General features: G+C 47.5%; 17 protein-coding genes. All 17 read right to left on the bottom strand.

Features of this window, described 5'->3' with window-relative positions; translation table 11 throughout:
* Positions 1-6: 6 nt before the first annotated feature.
* Positions 7-2,898, bottom strand: a complete 2,892-nt coding sequence (locus B9N86_RS09040; RefSeq protein ID WP_208918724.1) for an extracellular solute-binding protein — start codon at positions 2,896-2,898, stop codon at positions 7-9.
* Between the two features lie 111 nt (positions 2,899-3,009).
* A complete protein-coding gene (locus tag B9N86_RS09035) occupies positions 3,010-4,398 on the bottom strand; it encodes an ABC transporter substrate-binding protein (RefSeq protein ID WP_208918723.1) in 1,389 nt (462 codons plus the stop codon).
* 227 nt (positions 4,399-4,625) lie between these two features.
* Complete coding sequence (locus tag B9N86_RS09030) at positions 4,626-5,156, bottom strand: HXXEE domain-containing protein (protein ID WP_208918722.1); 531 nt, start codon at positions 5,154-5,156, stop codon at positions 4,626-4,628.
* A gap of 34 nt (positions 5,157-5,190) precedes the next feature.
* Positions 5,191-8,460 (bottom strand): DEAD/DEAH box helicase, encoded by a 3,270-nt coding sequence (locus B9N86_RS09025; RefSeq protein ID WP_208918721.1) that lies wholly within the window; start codon positions 8,458-8,460, stop codon positions 5,191-5,193.
* A 135-nt stretch (positions 8,461-8,595) separates the two neighbouring features.
* Complete coding sequence (locus tag B9N86_RS09020) at positions 8,596-9,705, bottom strand: GerAB/ArcD/ProY family transporter (protein ID WP_208918720.1); 1,110 nt, start codon at positions 9,703-9,705, stop codon at positions 8,596-8,598.
* Between the two features lie 14 nt (positions 9,706-9,719).
* A complete protein-coding gene (locus tag B9N86_RS09015) occupies positions 9,720-9,962 on the bottom strand; it encodes a hypothetical protein (RefSeq protein ID WP_208918719.1) in 243 nt (80 codons plus the stop codon).
* Positions 9,963-9,968: 6 nt separating this feature from the next.
* Entirely contained in the window at positions 9,969-11,171 is a 1,203-nt protein-coding gene (locus B9N86_RS09010) for a Ger(x)C family spore germination protein (RefSeq protein WP_208918718.1), read from the bottom strand.
* Between the two features lie 23 nt (positions 11,172-11,194).
* The gene (locus B9N86_RS09005; protein WP_208918717.1) at positions 11,195-12,793 is read right to left on the bottom strand and encodes a spore germination protein; all 1,599 of its coding nucleotides are present in this window, start codon (positions 12,791-12,793) and stop codon (positions 11,195-11,197) included.
* A 266-nt stretch (positions 12,794-13,059) separates the two neighbouring features.
* Positions 13,060-14,169 carry an ethanolamine utilization protein EutH gene (gene eutH, locus B9N86_RS09000; protein ID WP_208918716.1) on the bottom strand — a complete coding sequence of 370 codons (1,110 nt, stop codon included), beginning with the start codon at positions 14,167-14,169 and terminating at the stop codon, positions 13,060-13,062.
* Positions 14,170-14,193: 24 nt separating this feature from the next.
* Positions 14,194-14,736 carry a BMC domain-containing protein gene (locus B9N86_RS08995; protein ID WP_208918715.1) on the bottom strand — a complete coding sequence of 181 codons (543 nt, stop codon included), beginning with the start codon at positions 14,734-14,736 and terminating at the stop codon, positions 14,194-14,196.
* Entirely contained in the window at positions 14,729-15,004 is a 276-nt protein-coding gene (locus tag B9N86_RS08990; RefSeq protein ID WP_208918714.1) for a EutN/CcmL family microcompartment protein, read from the bottom strand. The genes B9N86_RS08995 and B9N86_RS08990 overlap by 8 nt, the downstream gene beginning before the upstream one ends.
* Positions 15,005-15,019: 15 nt before the next feature.
* Positions 15,020-15,724 (bottom strand): ethanolamine utilization protein, encoded by a 705-nt coding sequence (locus B9N86_RS08985; protein WP_208918713.1) that lies wholly within the window; start codon positions 15,722-15,724, stop codon positions 15,020-15,022.
* 27 nt (positions 15,725-15,751) lie between these two features.
* A complete protein-coding gene (gene eutD, locus B9N86_RS08980) occupies positions 15,752-16,378 on the bottom strand; it encodes an ethanolamine utilization phosphate acetyltransferase EutD (RefSeq protein ID WP_210190697.1) in 627 nt (208 codons plus the stop codon).
* A gap of 10 nt (positions 16,379-16,388) precedes the next feature.
* On the bottom strand, positions 16,389-17,189 hold the full coding sequence (locus tag B9N86_RS08975) for a cobalamin adenosyltransferase (RefSeq protein ID WP_208918711.1): 801 nt from the start codon (positions 17,187-17,189) through the stop codon (positions 16,389-16,391).
* Between the two features lie 133 nt (positions 17,190-17,322).
* The gene (locus B9N86_RS08970) at positions 17,323-17,613 is read right to left on the bottom strand and encodes a BMC domain-containing protein (protein WP_021252529.1); all 291 of its coding nucleotides are present in this window, start codon (positions 17,611-17,613) and stop codon (positions 17,323-17,325) included.
* A gap of 75 nt (positions 17,614-17,688) precedes the next feature.
* Positions 17,689-19,155: an acetaldehyde dehydrogenase (acetylating) gene (locus B9N86_RS08965; protein WP_208918710.1), complete on the bottom strand. Its 1,467-nt coding sequence runs from the start codon at positions 19,153-19,155 to the stop codon at positions 17,689-17,691.
* Between the two features lie 26 nt (positions 19,156-19,181).
* Positions 19,182-19,904 carry a BMC domain-containing protein gene (locus tag B9N86_RS30605; RefSeq protein ID WP_208918709.1) on the bottom strand — a complete coding sequence of 241 codons (723 nt, stop codon included), beginning with the start codon at positions 19,902-19,904 and terminating at the stop codon, positions 19,182-19,184.
* Between the last annotated feature and the right edge of the window lie 5 nt (positions 19,905-19,909).

Raw genomic sequence — 19,909 nt, 5'->3', positions numbered from 1 at the left:
TTCTTCCTACTTCGTCGGCAGACCGAACTCCTGACGTTTTATGGTGATTTCCTGGTTGATCGTCCGAACGTAATTTTCAAGCGTTTCTCGCGGCTCGCTTCCGTCGGTATATACCTCATAAAAAGCATTATATACGTGGCGATCCAATGAATAGCCACCCGGCACCGCTGGTCTGCCAACCACCCACTTCAACTCGTCTGTCAGCTGCTTAAGCTCTCTTGCCGACCAAGGCAGCTGTTTCAGCGCTTCGATATTTGCTGCCGCATACCTAGCTGATTCTCCGAGGATTGCTTCCATTTCACGTCCGAACGTTACCTGAGGTTCCGCATCGGTCCACCATTTGATAAATTCCCAGCCAGCCTCTTTATTGACCGCATTTTTAAACATGACGGTGCCGGTTGAGGTGCTGAGTGTATCGTGACGTACGATGCCGTCCCTTCCCAAGGTGCCTGGTAGCGCGGAGAAATTCCACTGACCCCTGATTTCCGGTGCAAATATTGTCAGGAAGTTATACGTCGTGTAATCGGCTATGCCAAGCGGCATTTCACCGGTTCGGAAGCGATTAATAAAATCAAACTCGATTGGCAGCTTATAGTTCGTATACAGCTCCGTCCATTTCTGAAATGTGTTGATACCAATTTCCGAATCCAGATCCGTGGCAATACCGTTATCCTGATAATACTGGCCGCCATTTTGATAAAGCATGGTGTCAAACACAATATTAGTCGGCAGGGCAAGATCCATATTGTGCTTTTGGAGTTCCGGTATGATCTTATACATATCTTCCCACGTTTCCGGAACTTTAAGATTCAGTTCATCCAGTATATCTTTACGATAGAACAGCATCGGGAATGATTGTGTTTCCGGAATCGCGTAAATCCCGTTTTTATACTTAAATCCGGTAAAAGCACTGTCCATAAACCGGCTCTTAACTTTCTCAAACTCGGGAAAAACCGTTAAATCCTGCAGTGCGTTCCGTAATGCGAAGTTGATCACGTCCCCTTGAGTCAGAGCAATATCCGGTCCTTTGCCTGCCAGGGTTGCCGGAAGTACAACCGCGGGGTTTACCAACTGCAGATTGACTGAAATACCAGTTTGTGGTGTAAAGGAGTTATCAATCATGGAACGGAGGAGCTGCGCCTGATCCCGTCCGGCGGCGATCCAGACCGTGACCTCCTTATCTTTTTTATTGCCGTTACTGACATGGTTGTAATTTTCTGAGAAAGATTTAGTGAAAGACATAACCTCATGGACTGATTTGCTCACAAAGCCGGTACTGACAGCCGGTGTCTTTACATCTGGTGATTTAAAATATAAATAATCAATCTCGAGCGGTTGATGGCTAACCGATAAAAGCCATGTTCCCAGCGCGGTGACGTTGTCTTTGAACTGTTTCAGACGCGAATTCAATGTCTCCGGTCGACTTCCAAGATCGCTGAGCTGAAACGATGTCGTCCGGAGAATGGCAGTGCTTCCGCTCGTCCCTCCGACCATTTGATCCATCTGATCCGCTGCCTTGGACAGCAGCTCACTCTGTTTCATAAAGACGTCCTGAAGCTCGGGAATTTTCTTGTCGAGTTCATAATCCCGAAACGGGTCCGGTACTGTTGATGTAATCATGATGATCTTGAGATACAACGCGTTCAACTGCTGTATGGTGGATCGGACCATTCGAATAGTGTCCGTTAATTCACCTATAGAAAGCTCCAGCTTGATTTCGTGCTTCCCTTTCGTCAAGTAAAACAAATAGGGCTTACCGTCTTCACCGGGTGAGCCCATCTGCCAGGCTCCATCGTAATTGAACGGAATCGCCTCTGCCTCCTTGAACGGCACACTGCCGTCAATCGTTAATGTACGGACGACTCTAATTCCTCGAACGGCATTCTGCTTGTATCGGAGCCCAAATTCATACAGCCCGTCCTCAGGGATGTCAACATCCCAAGAGATCCACTGTCCAGGCACCTTCCAGTTGACACCACCGATCGTGTTCATTCGGATTTTGGAAACATGATATGGCTCAGTTCCGGGGCTAGATCGGTCATTCAGTGGGTATAAGGAAGGATTGGACTTCAGCGAAGCGCTCTCTCCTTGAAATTTAATGAACTGTCCGCTTGTTTTACTGTAACCCTGCTTCACATAATTCTGTTCCACCTCAAGATAGGCGGGTATTTCTTTCTCCTGATAAATTTTCAAGTAGTCTATAATCATCGGTTCTCGCAAAGAGACCAGTGTAATTCGATGGTTACCTTTTGATAAATAAAACGAAAAGGGCTCTTTATAATAACCTTCCGAGTCCCGGATGACACTGTCCTGCCACTCTGGGCTCTCGATCTGCCTTGGTCTAAGGTCGTTCCCTCTGGAGTCTTGATCCACTTCGGACAATTCGTTTCGCCAGACGCGGGAAAACACAAGCCTGGACGCTTCATCAAAAGGTGCCTTTCCATCAATCAACAGTTCCCTTTCGATCGGAGAGCTGTTTCCTTTGACCGGAAAATAGCGCAGTCCAATATGATACAGCCCTTCCTCTTCCACAAGGACGTCCCAATGAACGGCCCCTGTATCTTCTGTCTGTATGACGGGGGTTTCCGATCCCTCATAGGAGGTTATGTTTCGTACTTCCATTCCTTCTGCGGCAGCAAAGGACTCAGCTTCTATCGTTTGAGCAGAGGCGGGTCTGGGCTGACTCCCGTACTCGGCCAGATAAGTCTCATATCTGCCTCCGGATGCAGCTTTCAATACCGCAGAATTATTCATTAACGCCTCGGGCGACACTTTAATAGGCTCCAATACACTGCTTGAAGCTTCGTTACTTGAAGCAGCAAAAATAACGGTTAAGACGATGACCAGGGCCAGCAGAGCAGCGGTGATCGCCTTGGTCTTCCTAGTTACCTTCCGCATGCAAAACCCTCATTCCTCATCAAATAGATAAAAGGAGGGAATCCCTTACGGGATTCCCTCCCGCGTTACAACCTCTCTTCTGTGCTATGGACACGATTTCAACATTCCACTTTATTTTGCAGATTCTTTTATTGTATTCAGGTGTTTGTCGATACCATCTTGGGCAACCTGTTTATTTCTTTCAAGTATGGTCTCTGGTGACTCTCCCTTTATAATTGACCTTGGTATTTCTCCCAGAACGCCGTTCAGTGGTAGGAATACAGGCTGGGAGTATTTAATCAGCTCCAGCATTGCTTCTACATCTTCCTCATCAGCCAGAAGCTGCTTTTCCGCATCCTCTCGGTTGACTTGATCTACACGATCCCACATCTGGATTTGATCCCATATATATGCCTTTTCTTCGGCACGCTTCACGTTCGCCGGAATGTAGAATTGAACATAGTTTTCCACACTGCCTTGATACTGTGTTGCCTTTGGTCCTTTCGGGAAAAATACGAAGCCTTGCTCATCCGTCATATTCGTCCGGGTTGCACCTTCCCACAGTTCACCAGTCACCATGGCAGCTTTGCCTGTATTAAAATAGGTTTGAGAGTCAGTATGTTCGTTATCGCCGACTTTCGGGGCGATCACTTTGTGCGTGTTGTACAAATCGTACAAGAAGCGCAGAGCTTCCAGCACATTCGGATTGTTGTAGGCAAATACATGCTTGCCGTCCTTTTCCTCAATCAAGGCAGCACCATTGGAATGAACCAGAATCCGTGTAAGTACACCTCCGTCGTTGGTTATCCCGTACTGATCGATCACCCCATCACCGTCAGTATCTTTGGTGGCTTTTTTAGCGATATCCAGAAATGCGTCCCAATTCCATTTGTCTTGAGCGACCAGCTCATGCGGATCAGGCAGTCCTTCACGTTCAAACAATGTTTTATTGTAATAAACACCGGATACATTATTGATATTGGAAGTGAAACCGTACATTTTACCGTTGACCATACCATGCTTCTTCATGCCCTCCGGCCATTTGGGATCATTAAAATCAAAGAAATCATCCACCGGCATGAATAATCCCTGATTGATTGCAGGAACGGCAAAATAGTAGTCAAGTGGCACAATATCCGCTACCGATTCGCCGGAGAGAGCTGCGTTCGTGACCATTTGGATGTTCTCTCCCCAAGGTACCTTCTCCCATACAATTTTGACGTTATATTTCTTCTCCGCCTCTTTCCATTTCTCAAGCGCCAAAGCCCCTTCCGGTGTGTCTTCTTTCGGACCGTCGATCCAGTGCAGGATTTTAAGCGTCTCGCCGTTCATATCAATTTTCCGTTCTTCTTTCACCGGCGGTTCCTGTTCTTTTTTCTCCGGCGGCGGTGGTGTCTCCGCTGTCTTCGTTCCTCCGCTCTCAGGCTTTGGATTTGCCGGGGGGTTTGAGCTGCTGCACGCCGACACAAACAGGAGTGTAAACGCTACCATAATTGTGGCCAACAAATGGATCTTTCTCATATCAAAGCCCCTCCATCTTGGTTAAAGTGACTTAAATCGTACCGTGTATCACTACTTTTATTATTTAGAACTTTGTACTATTCCCGTTTTATTTCAAAATGGATAAAAGGCTTTTATTAGGGAAACTCATCTTTATTTTTCAAAATAAAAAAACAGCATCGCAGCCTCTGTAATATGAGGTACCACAATGCTGTTGTGTTCATAAACGGCCACACAGACTCATACAGTTATTTCACAACTTTTTTGCCGAGCTTATGCCCAACCAAGACGACCGGTACCATAAGCAGCCCTAAAGGAATGCTCCACAAAACCTGACTCCACGTTACCAATCCATCAGAGAGCAAGCGGTAAAACAAGAACAGGCCATACGGTAGTGTGATGATTACAGCGGTAACAACCCCAGGCGTATATCTTCTTAAATAAATACTTTGACCAAGATGAGTAAACACATGTATGAAAAATAAACTGTTAAAGGCCAGAAACACTAAAAACTTCCCCTGCTCTGCAGCCATAAACGTAAACGGGATAAACACAATCAGCTCCAAGAGTACGGCAACAGCAAATTGACTGCTGTTAATTCGGAACAGGTTCTCTAGTCTCTTCTTCATGAAACCCGGCACTTTCGTGATGACTTCCGTCCTATTCTTCTCAATCCAAGGGCCGACCCAGATAATCTCTTCGAGATCATGAATTAGAAATGCAACAATAAACAACCATACTAATGTTGGTATACTCATTTCCATTAGCAATTCCGGCATATTTTCTCCTCCAGACCCAGATCTAATGAACTGCTTAGATCATCAATATTTCCCGGATCTCCTGTTCCGTAAGTGCTGTCAATACTTCCTCTCCAGGTTGAATAATTTCCTCGATTAAATCTTTCTTCTTCTGCTGAAGCTCGTACATCTTGTCTTCCACGGTACCTTGTGCAACAAGACGGATCACCTGAACAATCTTCTTCTGGCCAATACGGTGTGCACGATCTGCCGCTTGCTGCTCTACGGCTGGATTCCACCACAAGTCGTACAAAATCACCGTATCTGCGCCAGTCAAATTCAGTCCAGTACCACCTGCTTTCAGAGAGACCAGGAACAAATCCCTCTCCCCTTCATTAAATCTGCTGCATAGAGTAACCCGCTCCGCAGCTGGCGTCTGGCCGTCCAGATAAAAAAATGAGACACCCTGATCTCCTAGCTCACGACCAATGAGGCCCAACATCTCTGTGAACTGCGAAAAAATGAGCATTCGCTTTCCTGCATTCCGGCACTCTTCTACAATTTCCATCAGCTGCTCGAACTTGGCAGAACTACCCTCATACCCCTCCACAAACAACGAGGGATGACAGCACAACTGACGAAGTCTGGTTAAGCCGGCAAGAATCTTGATACGGTTCTTTTGAAATCCCTTCTCGTTCAAATGCTTCAAGGCTTCATGTTGCAGCTTGGCCAGATAAGCGGCATACAGCTTCTTCTGCTCCGGCAGCAGCTCGGAAGCTTGAAGAGTCTCAATCTTATCAGGCAGCTCCTTCAATACATCTGACTTCAGCCGTCGCAGCAGAAATGGCCGGATACGCTTTGCCACTGTTTCCCTAGAAAGCTCATTAAAGGCCCTCCTTTCCGGAAACAATTGTGGAAACACAGTATCGAATATGGTCCATAGCTCTTCCATTTTATTCTCTACCGGCGTTCCGGTAAGTGCAAAATGGTACATCGCATCAATTGCTTTTACGGCGTGTGCCGTCTGGGTAGCATGATTCTTGAACGTCTGAGCTTCATCCAAAATTACCGTATGAAACGATTTCACTGTATAAAGAGTAATATCTCTACGAAGCAGCGGGTAAGAAGTAATTACAACATCTACCCGTTCGGTATTCTGCAGAGTGGATGTCCGCTCACTTTTCGTGCCATCAGCTATGACGACATGAACCTCAGGCGCAAACCTTTCCAGCTCATTCTTCCAGTTATACATGAGTGATGCTGGAGTAACAACCAGTGCGGGTTGCTTACGTTCTCGAATCTCAGACAGAACCGAAACGATAAACGCAATGCTCTGCAATGTTTTTCCAAGACCCATATCATCCGCCAGGATGCCTCCAAACCGGTAAAACGCCAACGTCTTCATCCACTGATAACCGTATACCTGGTACTCCCTGAGGATATGAGACAATCTTTCGGGTACCGGGAAGTCCAAATGATCTGGATTTCGAACATGCTCCAGAAGTCGTCTTAAAGACTTTTCTAGCTTTATGGAATTCCCATGACTATCGAAATCCATGAAATACAGTGCACGAACGGCAGGCAAACGCATTTCGGCACCATTCAGATCCGATAGATTGATCCCTATCCCATTCATAAAATGAAGCATTTCCTGAAATTCTGTGCTTTCCAACGGCATTAGAGCACCGTCCGGCAGCTTGTGAAACTTGCGTTTCTCTTCCAGAGACTTCAGAAGCTTGCGTACTTCCGCCTCTGGTATTCCATCCATATCAAACTTAAACTGCAGCCATTCCGTCCGTTCATCCATGCTTACCGTCACTTTAGGAGGAATAGCTCCTTTAAACAGCCGTACCTTCACCGCAGAGGTAGCATAGACCTTCAACAACTGTTCCAACTGCGGAACAACATGATACAGAAAATCGTACTCATCATCCTCGTCATCCAGAAAATATCCGCCCTCTGTCTTACTGAAACGGCTTTGTTCCATAAGCTCCATAATTCGGTTTTCCTGATCTCCGTTACGCATCAGAATCCGGCCTTCGCCCCGCTGTTGGTACGTTTCCTGAAGAGGATTGATAATAATATCGCCGTATTGAAATTCAAGACCCGCCAACAGCCGGTCCTTTACCCGATCCAGATACAAGCGTGCTGCAAGTGGCGTCTGCACGATCCGGTTAGAGACGACCTGAGAAACACCGACGCTGCCGAGCTTTCTTAATCCTGGAATGACCTTTTCCATAAAAGGTTCCATCTGTTCCGGAAGGATACCCATAGTGTTCCTGCCTGAGTTCTCAAGCATATGTTTCATATCCGAGAGTTTTGCGCATTGATCCCCAGGCAGCTTCCACAGCTTCCCTTCCGCAAGGACCAGCTCATACGCTTCCAAAACCATCATATTCTCCAGCCCTTGTACGTGCAGCTGATAGCCTTCAGTCTCCTCACGGACTTGGTCAAACTCAAAATGAAGCGGAATCGCGCCATCACTCAAACCGAAACCATCATATGTAACCCCATCCTGCTCCAGCTTTATGGATGGTGCTTTTACGAGCAGCGGATACAAATCTCCCCAGACATACGGAGGAATTAATAACATCCGCTCACCATTCAACTTACTCGGCTGAACATTTGCGAACGGGCTTGATGTCTCACGGTACATATACTCTCTGCTGCATATTTCAATAAACTGCTGGATGATATCATCATCCTCTTTTCTAAAGCTATGAAGCTCAGGATCGTACGTGAAATGCTTCGAAAAAGCATAACTCTCTTTACGCTGAACCCGATCCAGAAATTGCCGAATGTTTTGTACGATATACATTCGCTTGGAACCGATCTTCATCTCAATGCCAAACCTATATTTCCAGTATCCATAAGAGATTACTCGGCATACAAGCTCAACATCAAGTACCGTTCTAGTATCAAAATAGGTCTGGGCACGGCTTGAACGCTGGTGCTTGTCTTCAAAGAGTTCCAACATCGTCTTCGTAAGCATAATATCTACATCCGAAACGCCTGTTTCCTCATCAGAAGAGCGCATTTCTGAATACAAATCCCCCTCTATTTGAATATGTAATATATGCAGCAGTACGGCGGCTGTATGTTTGCAATGCTTATCAAATGAAAAAAAAGACGAGCAGGTACATGCCGCCTCCACTTCTCCATTACCATAAATCTTCACTTCTACATCGCAATTCTGGTCACCATCGACCCTCGCATAAAAAACAGAATCACTTGGATTATAACTTGTAATCGAAACTTTGCCAGACCGAGCGTACATTACTCCTTTGTTAAAAGAGGTGCGTCCGCACAACGATTGGATGACTTGTTCATTTATTGGAAAGCTCATCCCGAATCCTTTCTTTTACCTGATCAATTGGACAAGCCGGTATGGGTTGCCAAATCTAATATAACAGAATAAGCCCAGTAAGAGCCACTGAAGAGTGGCTGTCTTCTGGGCTTATGGTTGCCCGGGATGAGCAGATCATTTTTTCTTTTTGTTCCCAGCCAACTTTCGTAACCCATGGATCAGAAGCAGCAGCAAGGGCAGCAGCAATCCAATAGTCAATATATAAGGAACCCATATTCGAGAATCGAAGTTCTGCTGGTAGGCGACATTGGGGTAAACGATGACCGATATAGCCACCAGAAGGATGCCCAGAGGCAGTACCAACGGCCGATAGTCACTTAGATTGAATATGTAGGTCAGGGCGAGCGCCATGAAGTACAGATACAGGGTCAATCTAAAGTAGAGTGATATGAACCACATGATCGCCATAATCACTTCAATTCGTTGCAAAAAGTTGCCGATATTAATTTTTTGAGCTAGCAGGTAACTGGGAAAAAAACTATGTGAAATAATCTCGGGGCCAAATACCAATATCGATAATGCCACGATCAAAGCAATCACAAGCCCGCCAATCAAGCTTCCCAGAAGAAAAGCTTTTCGGGCTTCCCGAGGCTGATTCACGGAAGATGAATGAATCATCAGCATCAAAAAGTGTGGGAGAAATACTAATGAGACGAAGGAAAGAACTGCTGGCCAAATGGGGCCGACTCCCCGTTCGAACACAGGCTGAACATTCTCCAATTTGATCTGGGACGCAACTAAAACAACTAAAGAAACGTAAAGCAGTATAAACCAAGGGAACATCAACTCGGCCGAGCGGGCCAGCGTTTCCAGACCGAGTCTTACGCCCATGACCACCACAATGGCAAATAGAATATTTACAGCTTGTACCGGCGTTTCGGGCATTATCTGAGTCGTCAAGAAATTTCCGACATAATGTAATACTCCGGGAACAATGATGATTAAAGTAATGATGATCAGCAGAGATAGAACTTTTCCCAGCCATTTGCCCAAAGCTTTCTCCATGATTTGAATCAGATTCATCTGGGGATACAGCCCGGCTAAGATATTGTACAACACGGTTAGACAGAGCCCGCAGGCCACGCCAATGAGGGAGGCGATCCAAGCATCTTGCTTGGCTATATAAGCTACGCTCGATGGAATGACCAGAATAGCGCTGCCGATTGAGAAAAAAATCGTTAAGATCGTAAATTGTCTTGCTGAAATTTTGACCGGTTCTTGCATAAGTTCACCTCAGTTCATTTAACGATTAGACCGATTGCGGCCAACAGATCACTGAGCGGTTTAAACATTACAGTGATCCATTCCAGAGGGCTGGGAATATCGCGATTTATATTGACAATAATACTGCTCACGACACCGAAGAGCAGCAGGATGGAGAATACCCAAAGTTCCTTTTTTTGTTTTTTTTTGATTAACGGGGGGACCTCCAGCCAGACAATGAGAGCCCCAACCGCAATGATAACCGCAATAGCGAGCATGTTAAGCTACTCCTTCGTATTGTTCAGAAATGAATCTCCAACCGTTCCGATTCGTCGAATTTTGACTTTGACCTTGATATGAACCGGTAAATCTGAAAAATAGCGCTCATCCCAGTCCTCTTTCATTTTCTTCCATGCTTTCGGATCGGCCCGTCGAATCGCTTCACCGAATCCGAAAATATCCGCGCCGATAGAGTTCTGCGCCTTCTTGATTGCTGACTCCATCAGCGATATGATTTCGGCTTCCGCCTCTTTTTCAATCCGTCGAATCGTTTCTGTCTTGATCAGTTCCAAGTTTCTGCACTCCACTGCGGCGATATTTTGCTCCGCTTGGAGGGTGACATTCACCTGAGGCTGCCCCTGTACAACGCGGCCTTTTATCTCCGATTTTGTCCGAACGACCTCTGTAGTAACCTTGCCTCCCCCCAGACAGTCCACATGGCCGGCCGTGCTTTTGACATTCCCGCGGATATAGTTATAACCCTTGCTCTCTTCCTCGTTTAACCAGCCAATCAATTTGTCTTGCTTAAAAGCGGCAAGCCCCGACTCTTTCAGTTCGGTGGGGATATCGATATTTTCAACATTTTTCTTTGAAGTTCCGACCTCTGAGTCTCCAACGATTCGAAGTCCGGACAGGACAGGGTGCCTACCTTCTTCGATAAGAGCCTTGATCGTTTCATCCAGCGTTTCCGTCAAACTGGGAGACCAGTATTTCTCGGATGTCTCCAGTGTGGTAAATAGTTTGTTTGCCGGTACACTCTCCAGTGGCGTCATGACTTTTAGCACCTCTTCCGCAGAACTGTTCTGAGTCACCACAAGGTAAAAATCGCTCCGGATTTCTTGATCCCGGAGCAGGAGATCCAAGCTTTCTGCCATTCCTTCCCGGGCAAGGGATTCACCGATCAGGAGCATCCTCAGGTGGGAAAAATAAATTTTTCGCGCACTGAGGGTGCTCATCCTCCGCACGGCTTCCAATATGGTGTCGCCCTCCATCGTATACAAGATGGCAGGAGATAAGCCTTGCCCTTTACTGGAAGCCACTTCTTTAGGATTCACCACCTGAACCGATACCCGGTATTGTTCTCCCACTTTATCGAGCCCCATCCCGACCGCGATGGCGAGCTCATTTAGTTCCCGGCGATTCCAGCATCCTGTCAGAAAAGAGGTCAGAATAAGGAACAAGAACAGACTGAGTACGTATCGTTTCATCCTCCTCTGCCTCCTTTCGATGTTTACTTTTGTGATTTACGGGAAGTAGCGCTGTTTTCCCGCTTGATATTTTTCTGATTGGTCAATCGCGGACGGGTAAGCAACAGGCTGTGAGGAAACCGGAAGAGCGCATCCTTGTTGTCACTGGGAATCAAAGGTGCAAGCGGCGCCATATAAGGCACGCCGAAGGTTCGCAAGCTGCAAAGATGCAGAACAAGAGCGATGCAACCTACGAAAATGCCGTACAATCCGAAGGAAGCAGCGATTCCCATGAAAGGAAAACGCATCATCCGAAAAGCGATGGACATGTTGTAGGCAGGCAGCACAAAGCTTGATATGGCTGTGATTGAGACGACAATGACCATTGCGGCGGAGATAATTCCGGCCTCAACGGCCGCTTGCCCGATAACCAGCGTGCCTACAATGGAGACGGCTGCTCCAATGTACTTCGGCATGCGGACGCCAGCTTCACGCAGAATCTCAAAGGTAACCTCCATCATGAGCGCTTCGATGAAGGCGGGAAAAGGAACGTTTTCCCGCTGCGCTGCGAGCCCGATCAGCAAATTAGTCGGCAACATTTCCTGGTGAAATGTGGTAATGGCGATATAGAGTGATGGAGCCAGCAAGGCGATAAAGGCCCCGCCATAACGAAGCAAGCGGACAAAACTGCTGATATCTGCCCGTTGATAGTAATCTTCCGCAGCATTCATGAAGGAAACAAACGGCGCTGGGACCATAAGCACAAACGGAGTACCATCGACCAGGATTGCCACTTTTCCTTCCAGTAGCTCAGCTGCAATGACATCAGGCCGCTCGGAGTTATACACGGTCGGGAAGGGAGTCATCGTTTCGTCCTGAATCAATTCCTCGATATATCCGCTCTCCAGAATGGCATCAATGTCGATGCGATCCAGCCGGGCATGAACTTCTTCTACGATTTTGTCGTTCGCTATACCCTTGATATACATAATGCCTATATCCGTTTGAGTGACTCGGCCAATTTGTTTGGATTCTAGCCACAGACGGGGATCCTTAATTTTACGCCGGATCAAGGCTGTATTGGTACGCAGGACTTCCGAGAAGCCTTCACGCGGACCTCGGACCACATTCTCCACGGCAGGTTCACCAACACCGCGATCTCTCCACCCTCGCGCACTCGCTGCTATTCCCTTCGACTCGCCATCGATGAGAATAATTGCATCTCCGGATAGCAGCGAGTGATATAAGGCTTCAAAGTTCGAAAGATCACGGATGTCGCCAAAAGTCAGGGCTTCATCTTTTAAAGTCTGAAAAATATCTGATGAGGAATCAGACTCCCGATCAATGGGATCGGAATCATCTCCTTCTTCTTTTTGCATTAATGATTCCATAATATAGTCGTTTACGACTTTTCCTTCTGCCAGCCCGTCGGTAAACAAGATTGCAACGGTTCGGCCGCCAGCAGGCGCGTATGGAAATTTCCTTATAATGAGATCGGTGCTATTGCCAAGGGTCTCTTGAATTTTCTGAAGGTTTTGCTCCACGCTCTTGCTGAGCACGTCGGCAGGAGGATCCGTCTCAACCTCGCTATTTATGGCAAGGGATTTTTTGATCTTATGAGGGCTTCTTTTCCGAAATATCATGATGTTCTTCCTCTCGCAGTCATCTTTATCCCCATTATTACCGTAGTAGCTTTTGATAAACCCCAGAAACAGAGGAATAGGAAATTCATTTTCACTCATTCCGGTTCAGCCGAGCAATTTGTATGTAGTTTCGAGGACATGGTTTGAGGTATAAAAAAAATGCCCCGCAGCCGATTGCTCGGCATACGAGACACAAAGTATGAGAATCCCTTAGGAGATGAACCATTATTCAACGGATTCAAGCCGATTAGGCTAAATCCCAGGTCTTATACAGCCTCTTGCTGTTCAACCTTCGGTTCGGCCGCCATCTTTTTAGACAGATAGACAGCAACGAATATCGCGGTAATCCCGCCAACGATTTTCCCGACAATCATTGGGAAAATCATCTCTTTGGCTACCCCTGCTGTAAAGCCAAGGTGATCACCGAACACAAATGCGGCGGACACGGCAAAGGCCACATTGATGACCTTGCCTCGGGCGTCCATGTCTTTCATCATGCCAAACATCGGGATGACGTTGGCGAGTGTAGCTACCAAACCCGCTGCTGCAATCTCATTCATGCCGAGCAGCTTGCCCAGCTTCATCAGCGGTTTGTTAAATACCTTCGTAATAACAAATACCATAGCAAAGGCACCAGCCAGCACAATGGCAATATCGCCGACAATTTGGATACCTTCCTCAAGTGGAGCCATACCAGGAATAATCGTGATATCCGTCAGCTGTTGTGTAATACCAACAGCAAGTCCCAGTGTTGCAACGATAACAATGAACTGTCCAAAGATAGTGAAACCTTTGATCATGCCTTGCGGGAATTTCCACAAGCCAAGCACGATGAGCACCGCGAACAGGATGATTGGCACCAGATTGGATAAAATCATTCCGATGGAGAATCCTGCCACAAGGCCCCCGATCAAGCATCCAAGAGGAATCGTGACAATTCCAGCCAACACACCGGTGGCCATAAATTTATGGTCTTCCTTTTTGATGATGCCAAGCGCAACTGGAATGATAAATACAATCGTTGGTCCCAGCATTGCACCCAAAATAGTACCGGCAAACAAGCCTGCCTCAGGATTCTGAGCCAGCTCCATAGCGAGTGAATAACCACCCATGTCGTTAGCTAACAACGTGGTTGCGAACATCGCAGGATCCGCTCCCAGCGCAGTATACAGCGGAACGACAACCGGGCTTAACAGCTTGGCCAATACCGGAGACAGGGAGATGATCCCTACCATCGCCAGCGTGAGCGAACCCATGGCCATAATCCCTTCATCGAATTGGTGGCCCAACCCGAATTTGTACCCGATTGCCTTATCAATGGCACCGAGAATCATGAAAATAACCATGCCGTAAATGATGATTTCATTTATTTCCACGAACGTGCTCCTCCATTCTTACTATCAGAAATGTTGTTTGATTTCCTCGGACGGGGAACGCAGCACGGTATTGTGAATAATCCGTTTCTGATCTATGGAGGAGACAAACACCTTCATCCCCTGCTCGACGTCGCTGACACTTCCCGTGAACACAGCGAGAAACTTGCCGCCAATCGCCATGCCGAGATTCATTTTTTTCACACGGATATCGCATTGCTTCAAAGCTTCATTTAACGCATAAATTCCGGAAGAAACCGTCGATGTTTCCACGATTCCGATGGTGTCCACAGACTGGGAAGAATAACGTCGCTTCAAGCCCTCTATGATGTCAGGATGAACGCCATGCAGCACAAAATCGGTTATTCGGAATTCACCCGCCGCCACCTTAGCTGTATCCATCGCTTCCTGCACGTCTGCCGTATCGCCGCTCATGATTATGAGGAACTTTCCCGGGCAAATCGGCTTTAAATGATGTATGTTGACAGGAGATGTCTTCAGCATGTGATCTGCCGTCTCGTATCCTTTACTTATGCTGCGCAGTTCAACAACACCAATCGCACTACTCATGGGCTACCTCGATAGAATCGACGATTCCCACAATAACTGCGTCAACAGGTACGTCCGAATTGGCGAACGATGTTCGGGCAGCGCTTCCCATCGTCACGAGTACGGTGTCCCCGATGCCTGCTCCCGCGTTATCCGCAGCAACGAAATAGTCGCGCTCTACGGGTGCATCGTTATACGATAATGGCTTGACCACCAGGAAGGTCAGACCGTTCAGCTTATTGTCTTTGCGGGTAGCCCATAGGCTGCCCATAACTTGTCCCATGATCATAGGTTCACCTCACCGTTATCTTCTGTGTACCTGCATCTGCTGCATACGCAAATAATCCTGAGCGAGCGGCGTAATAATACTGTGCCGATCGATCACAATCTCTTTCCGGTTTTGGAGACGATACTTTTTCAGTTCGGCTTCGGTAATGACTTTGCGGGTCAGCACTTCCGGCTGTAGGAGCACTTCAGCATGTTCAATAGCGGGAGACGATTGCTGAATATCCTCCGATCGTCCATCTTGCTGACAAGCCATCAGCAGCCCCGACTCTTTGACCATCTGAATGCCGTAGCTGCTCAGTTTGTCTACGAATCCGTCATACTGTTTGTACAATAAGACAGGTGCTGTTGACTTGTATTTCCGGTAAAGAAGACCCTCTTCCAGAGCGATAACCTGTCTTCCTTTCAACAGCATGGTCAGCACGAACCGTTCACGCTGGCCCGCGCTTATGCCGTTGCCAAGATTGGACAGCAACTGAAGGCACAGCTTCGGAATGATCAGTACATCGCAATCTCTGAGCGACTCGTCGTAATATCGCACCTCATAGTGTTGATTCAGCATGCTCTCCAATTCCGGTACCGGTTCCACGGTCAGCAATACTGCCTGCTTCTTGAGCACAGGTACGGTTGTTGGTTCATTCGATTGTGCCTGCTGTAGCCTCTTCATCACTTCAGCCGTAACGGCTTCAATAATTGCAGCTCGATCCAGAGCTTCTACGTTCATTTTTTCACACCCCTAAACCTAGATGCTCTATTTCAAAATTTTTCCCTTGGTGCCCTTCGTAAAACCACATGCGTTTGCCTCGTCATAATCGATATGCATGTATGTTTCATAGTTAGGGCTGACACGAACCAGCACGTCGTCGAAAATAAGCGGGCGCTTGCCGTTTACCTTCACTTGTACGATTTCGCCGTTCGTCACGTTTAATTTCTCCGCATCCTCTGCTTTGACATGAATATGCCGCTGAGCTGCGATTAAACCACGATCCAGACGAATCATATTGCTACCTGAAGCTATGATGATTCCTGGCGTTCCTTCCAGCTTGCCGCTTTCTTTCACAGGAACGGGTACTCCAAGTACAACAGCATCCGTAAGGGACACTTCAACTTGTGATTCTTTACGTTCCGGTCCAAGCACAACAACATTATGCAGCGAACCTTTTGGCCCAATTAGCGTAACGCGCTCTTTGCAAGCATATTGTCCCGGTTGGGAAAGTTCCTTCGCTTTGGTCAATTGATAGCCCTCACCGAACAAGGCATCAATGTCCTTACGGCTCAAATGCACATGCTTACCAGATGCTTCAACCTCGAAGCAAGCTTCTTCCTGCACCCGCTTAATTACTTCATTTACGATGCTCTCTACCAGTTGGTTATCCACCATTCTCACCTCATGAATTGTACTGTCCTACACGAATCCGGAACATGATAATCCAGAACATTGAAGACAGCCGGTTCAGTGACCGGATGATATCCTCACGGTCGGCCTCTCCATGTTCCTTCTTAAAGGCTTGGTAAGCCAGCAGTTCCGTTTCCCTCGTCAATGTGCGCAACGCATTTATGACAACAACCGCTTCGCCCATTTCATAGCTGGGTTGAAAATGTTCCAATCCAAAATACTTCTTGGGAAAATGAGACTGCTCGCGCAGTTCCTTTGGCGTCATCCCAAGCAAGTGAAATTCCTCTATACTTTCGCTTAACACTTCACACCGTACGATTCGCCGTACGAATTGCAGTATTTCTTCCAAATCTTCGACCAGCTTGGTCATGTTCAGCTTAAAACAGCTGATTTGTGCTTCTAATAGTTTGGTTTCTAATGAATCCAACTTGCCGCGGAATAATATCCGAGGATGGTCTTTAAACACAAGCATATTCCCATATAAATGCGTCATATGCTCTGGCTTCGTTTCCAGAAAACCGCCATATAGCGTTCGAAACCGTTTTTTTCCTTCGGTTTGTGGTTCAGTGTCCAAGTTCTTAGTGATTTGAAGCTTAACTTCCTTCTTTGGAGCCGGCGTATCCACTGCGGTCTCAGGAGCCTTCACATAGCGAAGCTCAATCTGATGATCGGTCAAAAAGCTTTTGGCCGATGGTGTCAAAATCGTCCCTGCCGCTGTTTCAAATACGGCAACATCTTTCAAATTCTGATTTCGAAAGTGCTTACGCAATTCGCTTTCCGTAATCACAGCCATATTCTCACATCCTTATACACGCGGTCGTCTGATCCGCTGGCGATGGGGTAATTACGACAGGTGGAGCGCAGGGCACGGCATTGAACCGCACCCTACTTCCATCCTAGTCTTTAGGCTTGTCCGGAATCAGCAATTATTCTACGATCTTTGTCTTAGGAAGAATTGCATCCACTTCCGAATGTGGTCTTGGAATCACATGTACGGACAACAATTCGCCTACACGCTCTGCTGCTGCTGCGCCTGCATCTGTAGCTGCCTTAACAGCTCCTACATCACCGCGAACCATAACAGTTACGAGACCTGCACCGATTTGCTCCTTGCCGATCAATGTAACGTTAGCTGCTTTCACCATTGCGTCTGCTGCTTCGATTGCACCTACCAAACCTTTTGTTTCCACCATTCCCAATGCGTTTGCGTTTGCCATGATAAAATTCCTCCTAGTATTTGTTTTGTTTATGTTAAATTTTTGAATCAACGTTAGTTGGTATTACCTCTGTACTTACATTTTTTCGAGAATGCGATTTACGATCATGTTGATTAACTGTTCTTTATCACCAAGATCGATGCTTGCCGCTTCGAGCTGCGATACTGGCTGCTCCGCCAAGTCTTCCATTTCCATAAGCCCATATGCCACTCTGCGGATGTTAAGCAGATTGAACGGGTTGATGTTGTCGGATGTCGAGCTTCCACCAACTGCACCGCATCCTAGCGTAAGCGCCGGTGCGAGTGCTGTCGTTGCACCGATGCCGCCAAGTGTACCCGGTGTATTTACCAACAAGCGGGATACCGGCTTCTTCAGAGCGAACTGCCGTACGACCTCTTCATTCTCCGAATGAATGACCATCGTATGTCCGGCGCCCTCTCCATTCAAAATCTCGATGCAGCGCTCGCATGCCGCTTCCCAACTGTCTTCAGTGTAGAAGGCCAGAATCGGGGCCAGCTTCTCGCGTGAATATGGAACCTTTGCTCCGACACGAGTTTCTTCAGCAATCAGCACACGCGTACCCGCTGGGATATTCAGGTTCGCCAACTTGGCGATGTGCTCTACGCTGCGGCCCACAATTTGCGGGTTCATCGTGCCGTTTGCGCGCATGATGAATTTACCGAGCTGAGCTGCTTCTTCTTCAGTAAGGAAATAAGCTCCTTGCTTTTTGAATTCAGCAACAACCGCTTCCTTGCTGCATGCTTCAACTACAACCGATTGCTCCGATGCGCAAATCGTGCCGTTGTCAAACGTTTTGGAATCCATAATGCGTTTAACGGCAAGCGGAATGTTTGCACTCTTTTCGATAAAGGCTGGACCGTTACCCGGACCAACGCCGATTGCTGGTGTACCGGATGAATAAGCCGCTTTGACCATTGCCGTTCCGCCAGTAGCGAGAATCAAGGCAACATCGTTGTGCTTCATCAATTGATCGGTTCCTTGAATCGTCGGAACTGTCATGACTCCAATAGCACCCTCAGGGCATCCAGCTTGTACAGCTGCTTCACTGATCACCTTCACCGTTTCCAGAATGCTCTTCAGCGCATTCGGATGTGGGGAGAACACGATGCTGTTCCCGGACTTGAGCGCAATGAGCGCCTTATAGATAACAGTCGATGTTGGGTTGGTGGACGGAATCAAGCCAGCAATGACGCCGACAGGTACAGCTACCTCCATCACCTTATGCGCTTTGTCATCCTTCAGGACACCAACTGTTTTCATATCCTTGATCGACTCATACACATGCTTCGAAGCAAATGCATTCTTGACGATCTTATCCTGCCAGCGGCCAAAGCCTGTTTCCTCATTGGCCATCTTCGCGAGCTTCTCGCGATGCTTGTAGCCGGCATCGGCAACCGCTTTGACGATTGCGTCAATCTGTTCTTGCGTCATGTCGGCCAATTGGGCTTGTGCCTCCTTGGCCTTCTTGATTAGATCTCGGACTTCTTGAATGGATCTTAGGTCTTTATCCAATGTTTCCATCAATACTCCTTCTCTCCGTTACATTTTTACGAACTGGCTTTTTTCTTGTTCTTGGTTCGCTTCGCTGCCGGTGCTGGCTTCACATGCGAATTGTTGCTATTGTTCTGGTTTTTCTGTGCACCGGTTGGCTTCTCCACAGTTGCTGCTATGTTGACTGCAGGCACGGCGTCCGTCTGAGCGGAAGCCGGCTTGACTTCGTCGGCTTCCTTGATCGCAGCAGCGGATGCCAGTTCCGCCGTATTAGCTTGTGAATCCTCTGCAACGGCAGGTTTCTTCGACACAGCAGCCTGCTCCACCTTAGCCTTCGTGGCTTCAACGGCCTTTTTTGCCGCAGTTTCCACGCTTGCACCAGCCGTATCCGATTCTACAGCTGCGGAGGTTGCAGATACTTCTTCAGTGATCGAACTCCCTGCGTGATCTCCAGCAGAGACTTTTGCAGCGTCTTCTTGATGTTTTTGACTTCCGTCTGTGTCAACCGGATTCGCGACCATTGCGGCCGTCTCTTCATGCAATCGTGCAATCACATGTCTTGTCACCAGCACATCCAGTTGAGTAGCCGCTTCTGCTCCCGCTTCCACGGCAGCTTGCACGGCTCCCACGTCACCGCTTAACTTGACCGTCACCAATCCGCCCTTGATAATCTCCACGCCGATGCAAGCAACGCTTGCCGCCTTCAAGGCAGCATCCGCTGCAGCGACTGCTCCCAGATACCCTCTTACTTCAACCAACCCTAACGCGCTATGTCTCATTTGCC

The organism is Paenibacillus uliginis N3/975, assembly GCF_900177425.1.
In the GTDB taxonomy this organism is placed as follows: domain Bacteria; phylum Bacillota; class Bacilli; order Paenibacillales; family Paenibacillaceae; genus Paenibacillus_AQ; species Paenibacillus_AQ uliginis.
Note: the sequence above shows the minus strand (reverse complement) of the source record. Positions and strands in the feature narration are given on the sequence as shown.

What these genes read in the sequence shown, in the direction of transcription:
- B9N86_RS09030 (WP_208918722.1), bottom strand. Translation starts at nt 5,156, where the DNA reads ATGCCGGAATTGCTAATGGAAATGAGTATACCAACATTAGTATGGTTG.
- B9N86_RS09015 (WP_208918719.1), bottom strand. Translation starts at nt 9,962, where the DNA reads ATGCTCGCTATTGCGGTTATCATTGCGGTTGGGGCTCTCATTGTCTGG.
- B9N86_RS09035 (WP_208918723.1), bottom strand. Translation starts at nt 4,398, where the DNA reads ATGAGAAAGATCCATTTGTTGGCCACAATTATGGTAGCGTTTACACTC.
- B9N86_RS09020 (WP_208918720.1), bottom strand. Translation starts at nt 9,705, where the DNA reads ATGCAAGAACCGGTCAAAATTTCAGCAAGACAATTTACGATCTTAACG.
- B9N86_RS09005 (WP_208918717.1), bottom strand. Translation starts at nt 12,793, where the DNA reads ATGATATTTCGGAAAAGAAGCCCTCATAAGATCAAAAAATCCCTTGCC.
- B9N86_RS08990 (WP_208918714.1), bottom strand. Translation starts at nt 15,004, where the DNA reads ATGATCATGGGACAAGTTATGGGCAGCCTATGGGCTACCCGCAAAGAC.
- B9N86_RS08985 (WP_208918713.1), bottom strand. Translation starts at nt 15,724, where the DNA reads ATGAACGTAGAAGCTCTGGATCGAGCTGCAATTATTGAAGCCGTTACG.
- B9N86_RS09010 (WP_208918718.1), bottom strand. Translation starts at nt 11,171, where the DNA reads ATGAAACGATACGTACTCAGTCTGTTCTTGTTCCTTATTCTGACCTCT.
- B9N86_RS09025 (WP_208918721.1), bottom strand. Translation starts at nt 8,460, where the DNA reads ATGAGCTTTCCAATAAATGAACAAGTCATCCAATCGTTGTGCGGACGC.
- B9N86_RS08995 (WP_208918715.1), bottom strand. Translation starts at nt 14,736, where the DNA reads ATGAGTAGTGCGATTGGTGTTGTTGAACTGCGCAGCATAAGTAAAGGA.
- B9N86_RS09040 (WP_208918724.1), bottom strand. Translation starts at nt 2,898, where the DNA reads ATGCGGAAGGTAACTAGGAAGACCAAGGCGATCACCGCTGCTCTGCTG.
- B9N86_RS30605 (WP_208918709.1), bottom strand. Translation starts at nt 19,904, where the DNA reads ATGAGACATAGCGCGTTAGGGTTGGTTGAAGTAAGAGGGTATCTGGGA.
- B9N86_RS08965 (WP_208918710.1), bottom strand. Translation starts at nt 19,155, where the DNA reads ATGGAAACATTGGATAAAGACCTAAGATCCATTCAAGAAGTCCGAGAT.
- B9N86_RS08975 (WP_208918711.1), bottom strand. Translation starts at nt 17,189, where the DNA reads ATGGCTGTGATTACGGAAAGCGAATTGCGTAAGCACTTTCGAAATCAG.
- B9N86_RS08970 (WP_021252529.1), bottom strand. Translation starts at nt 17,613, where the DNA reads ATGGCAAACGCAAACGCATTGGGAATGGTGGAAACAAAAGGTTTGGTA.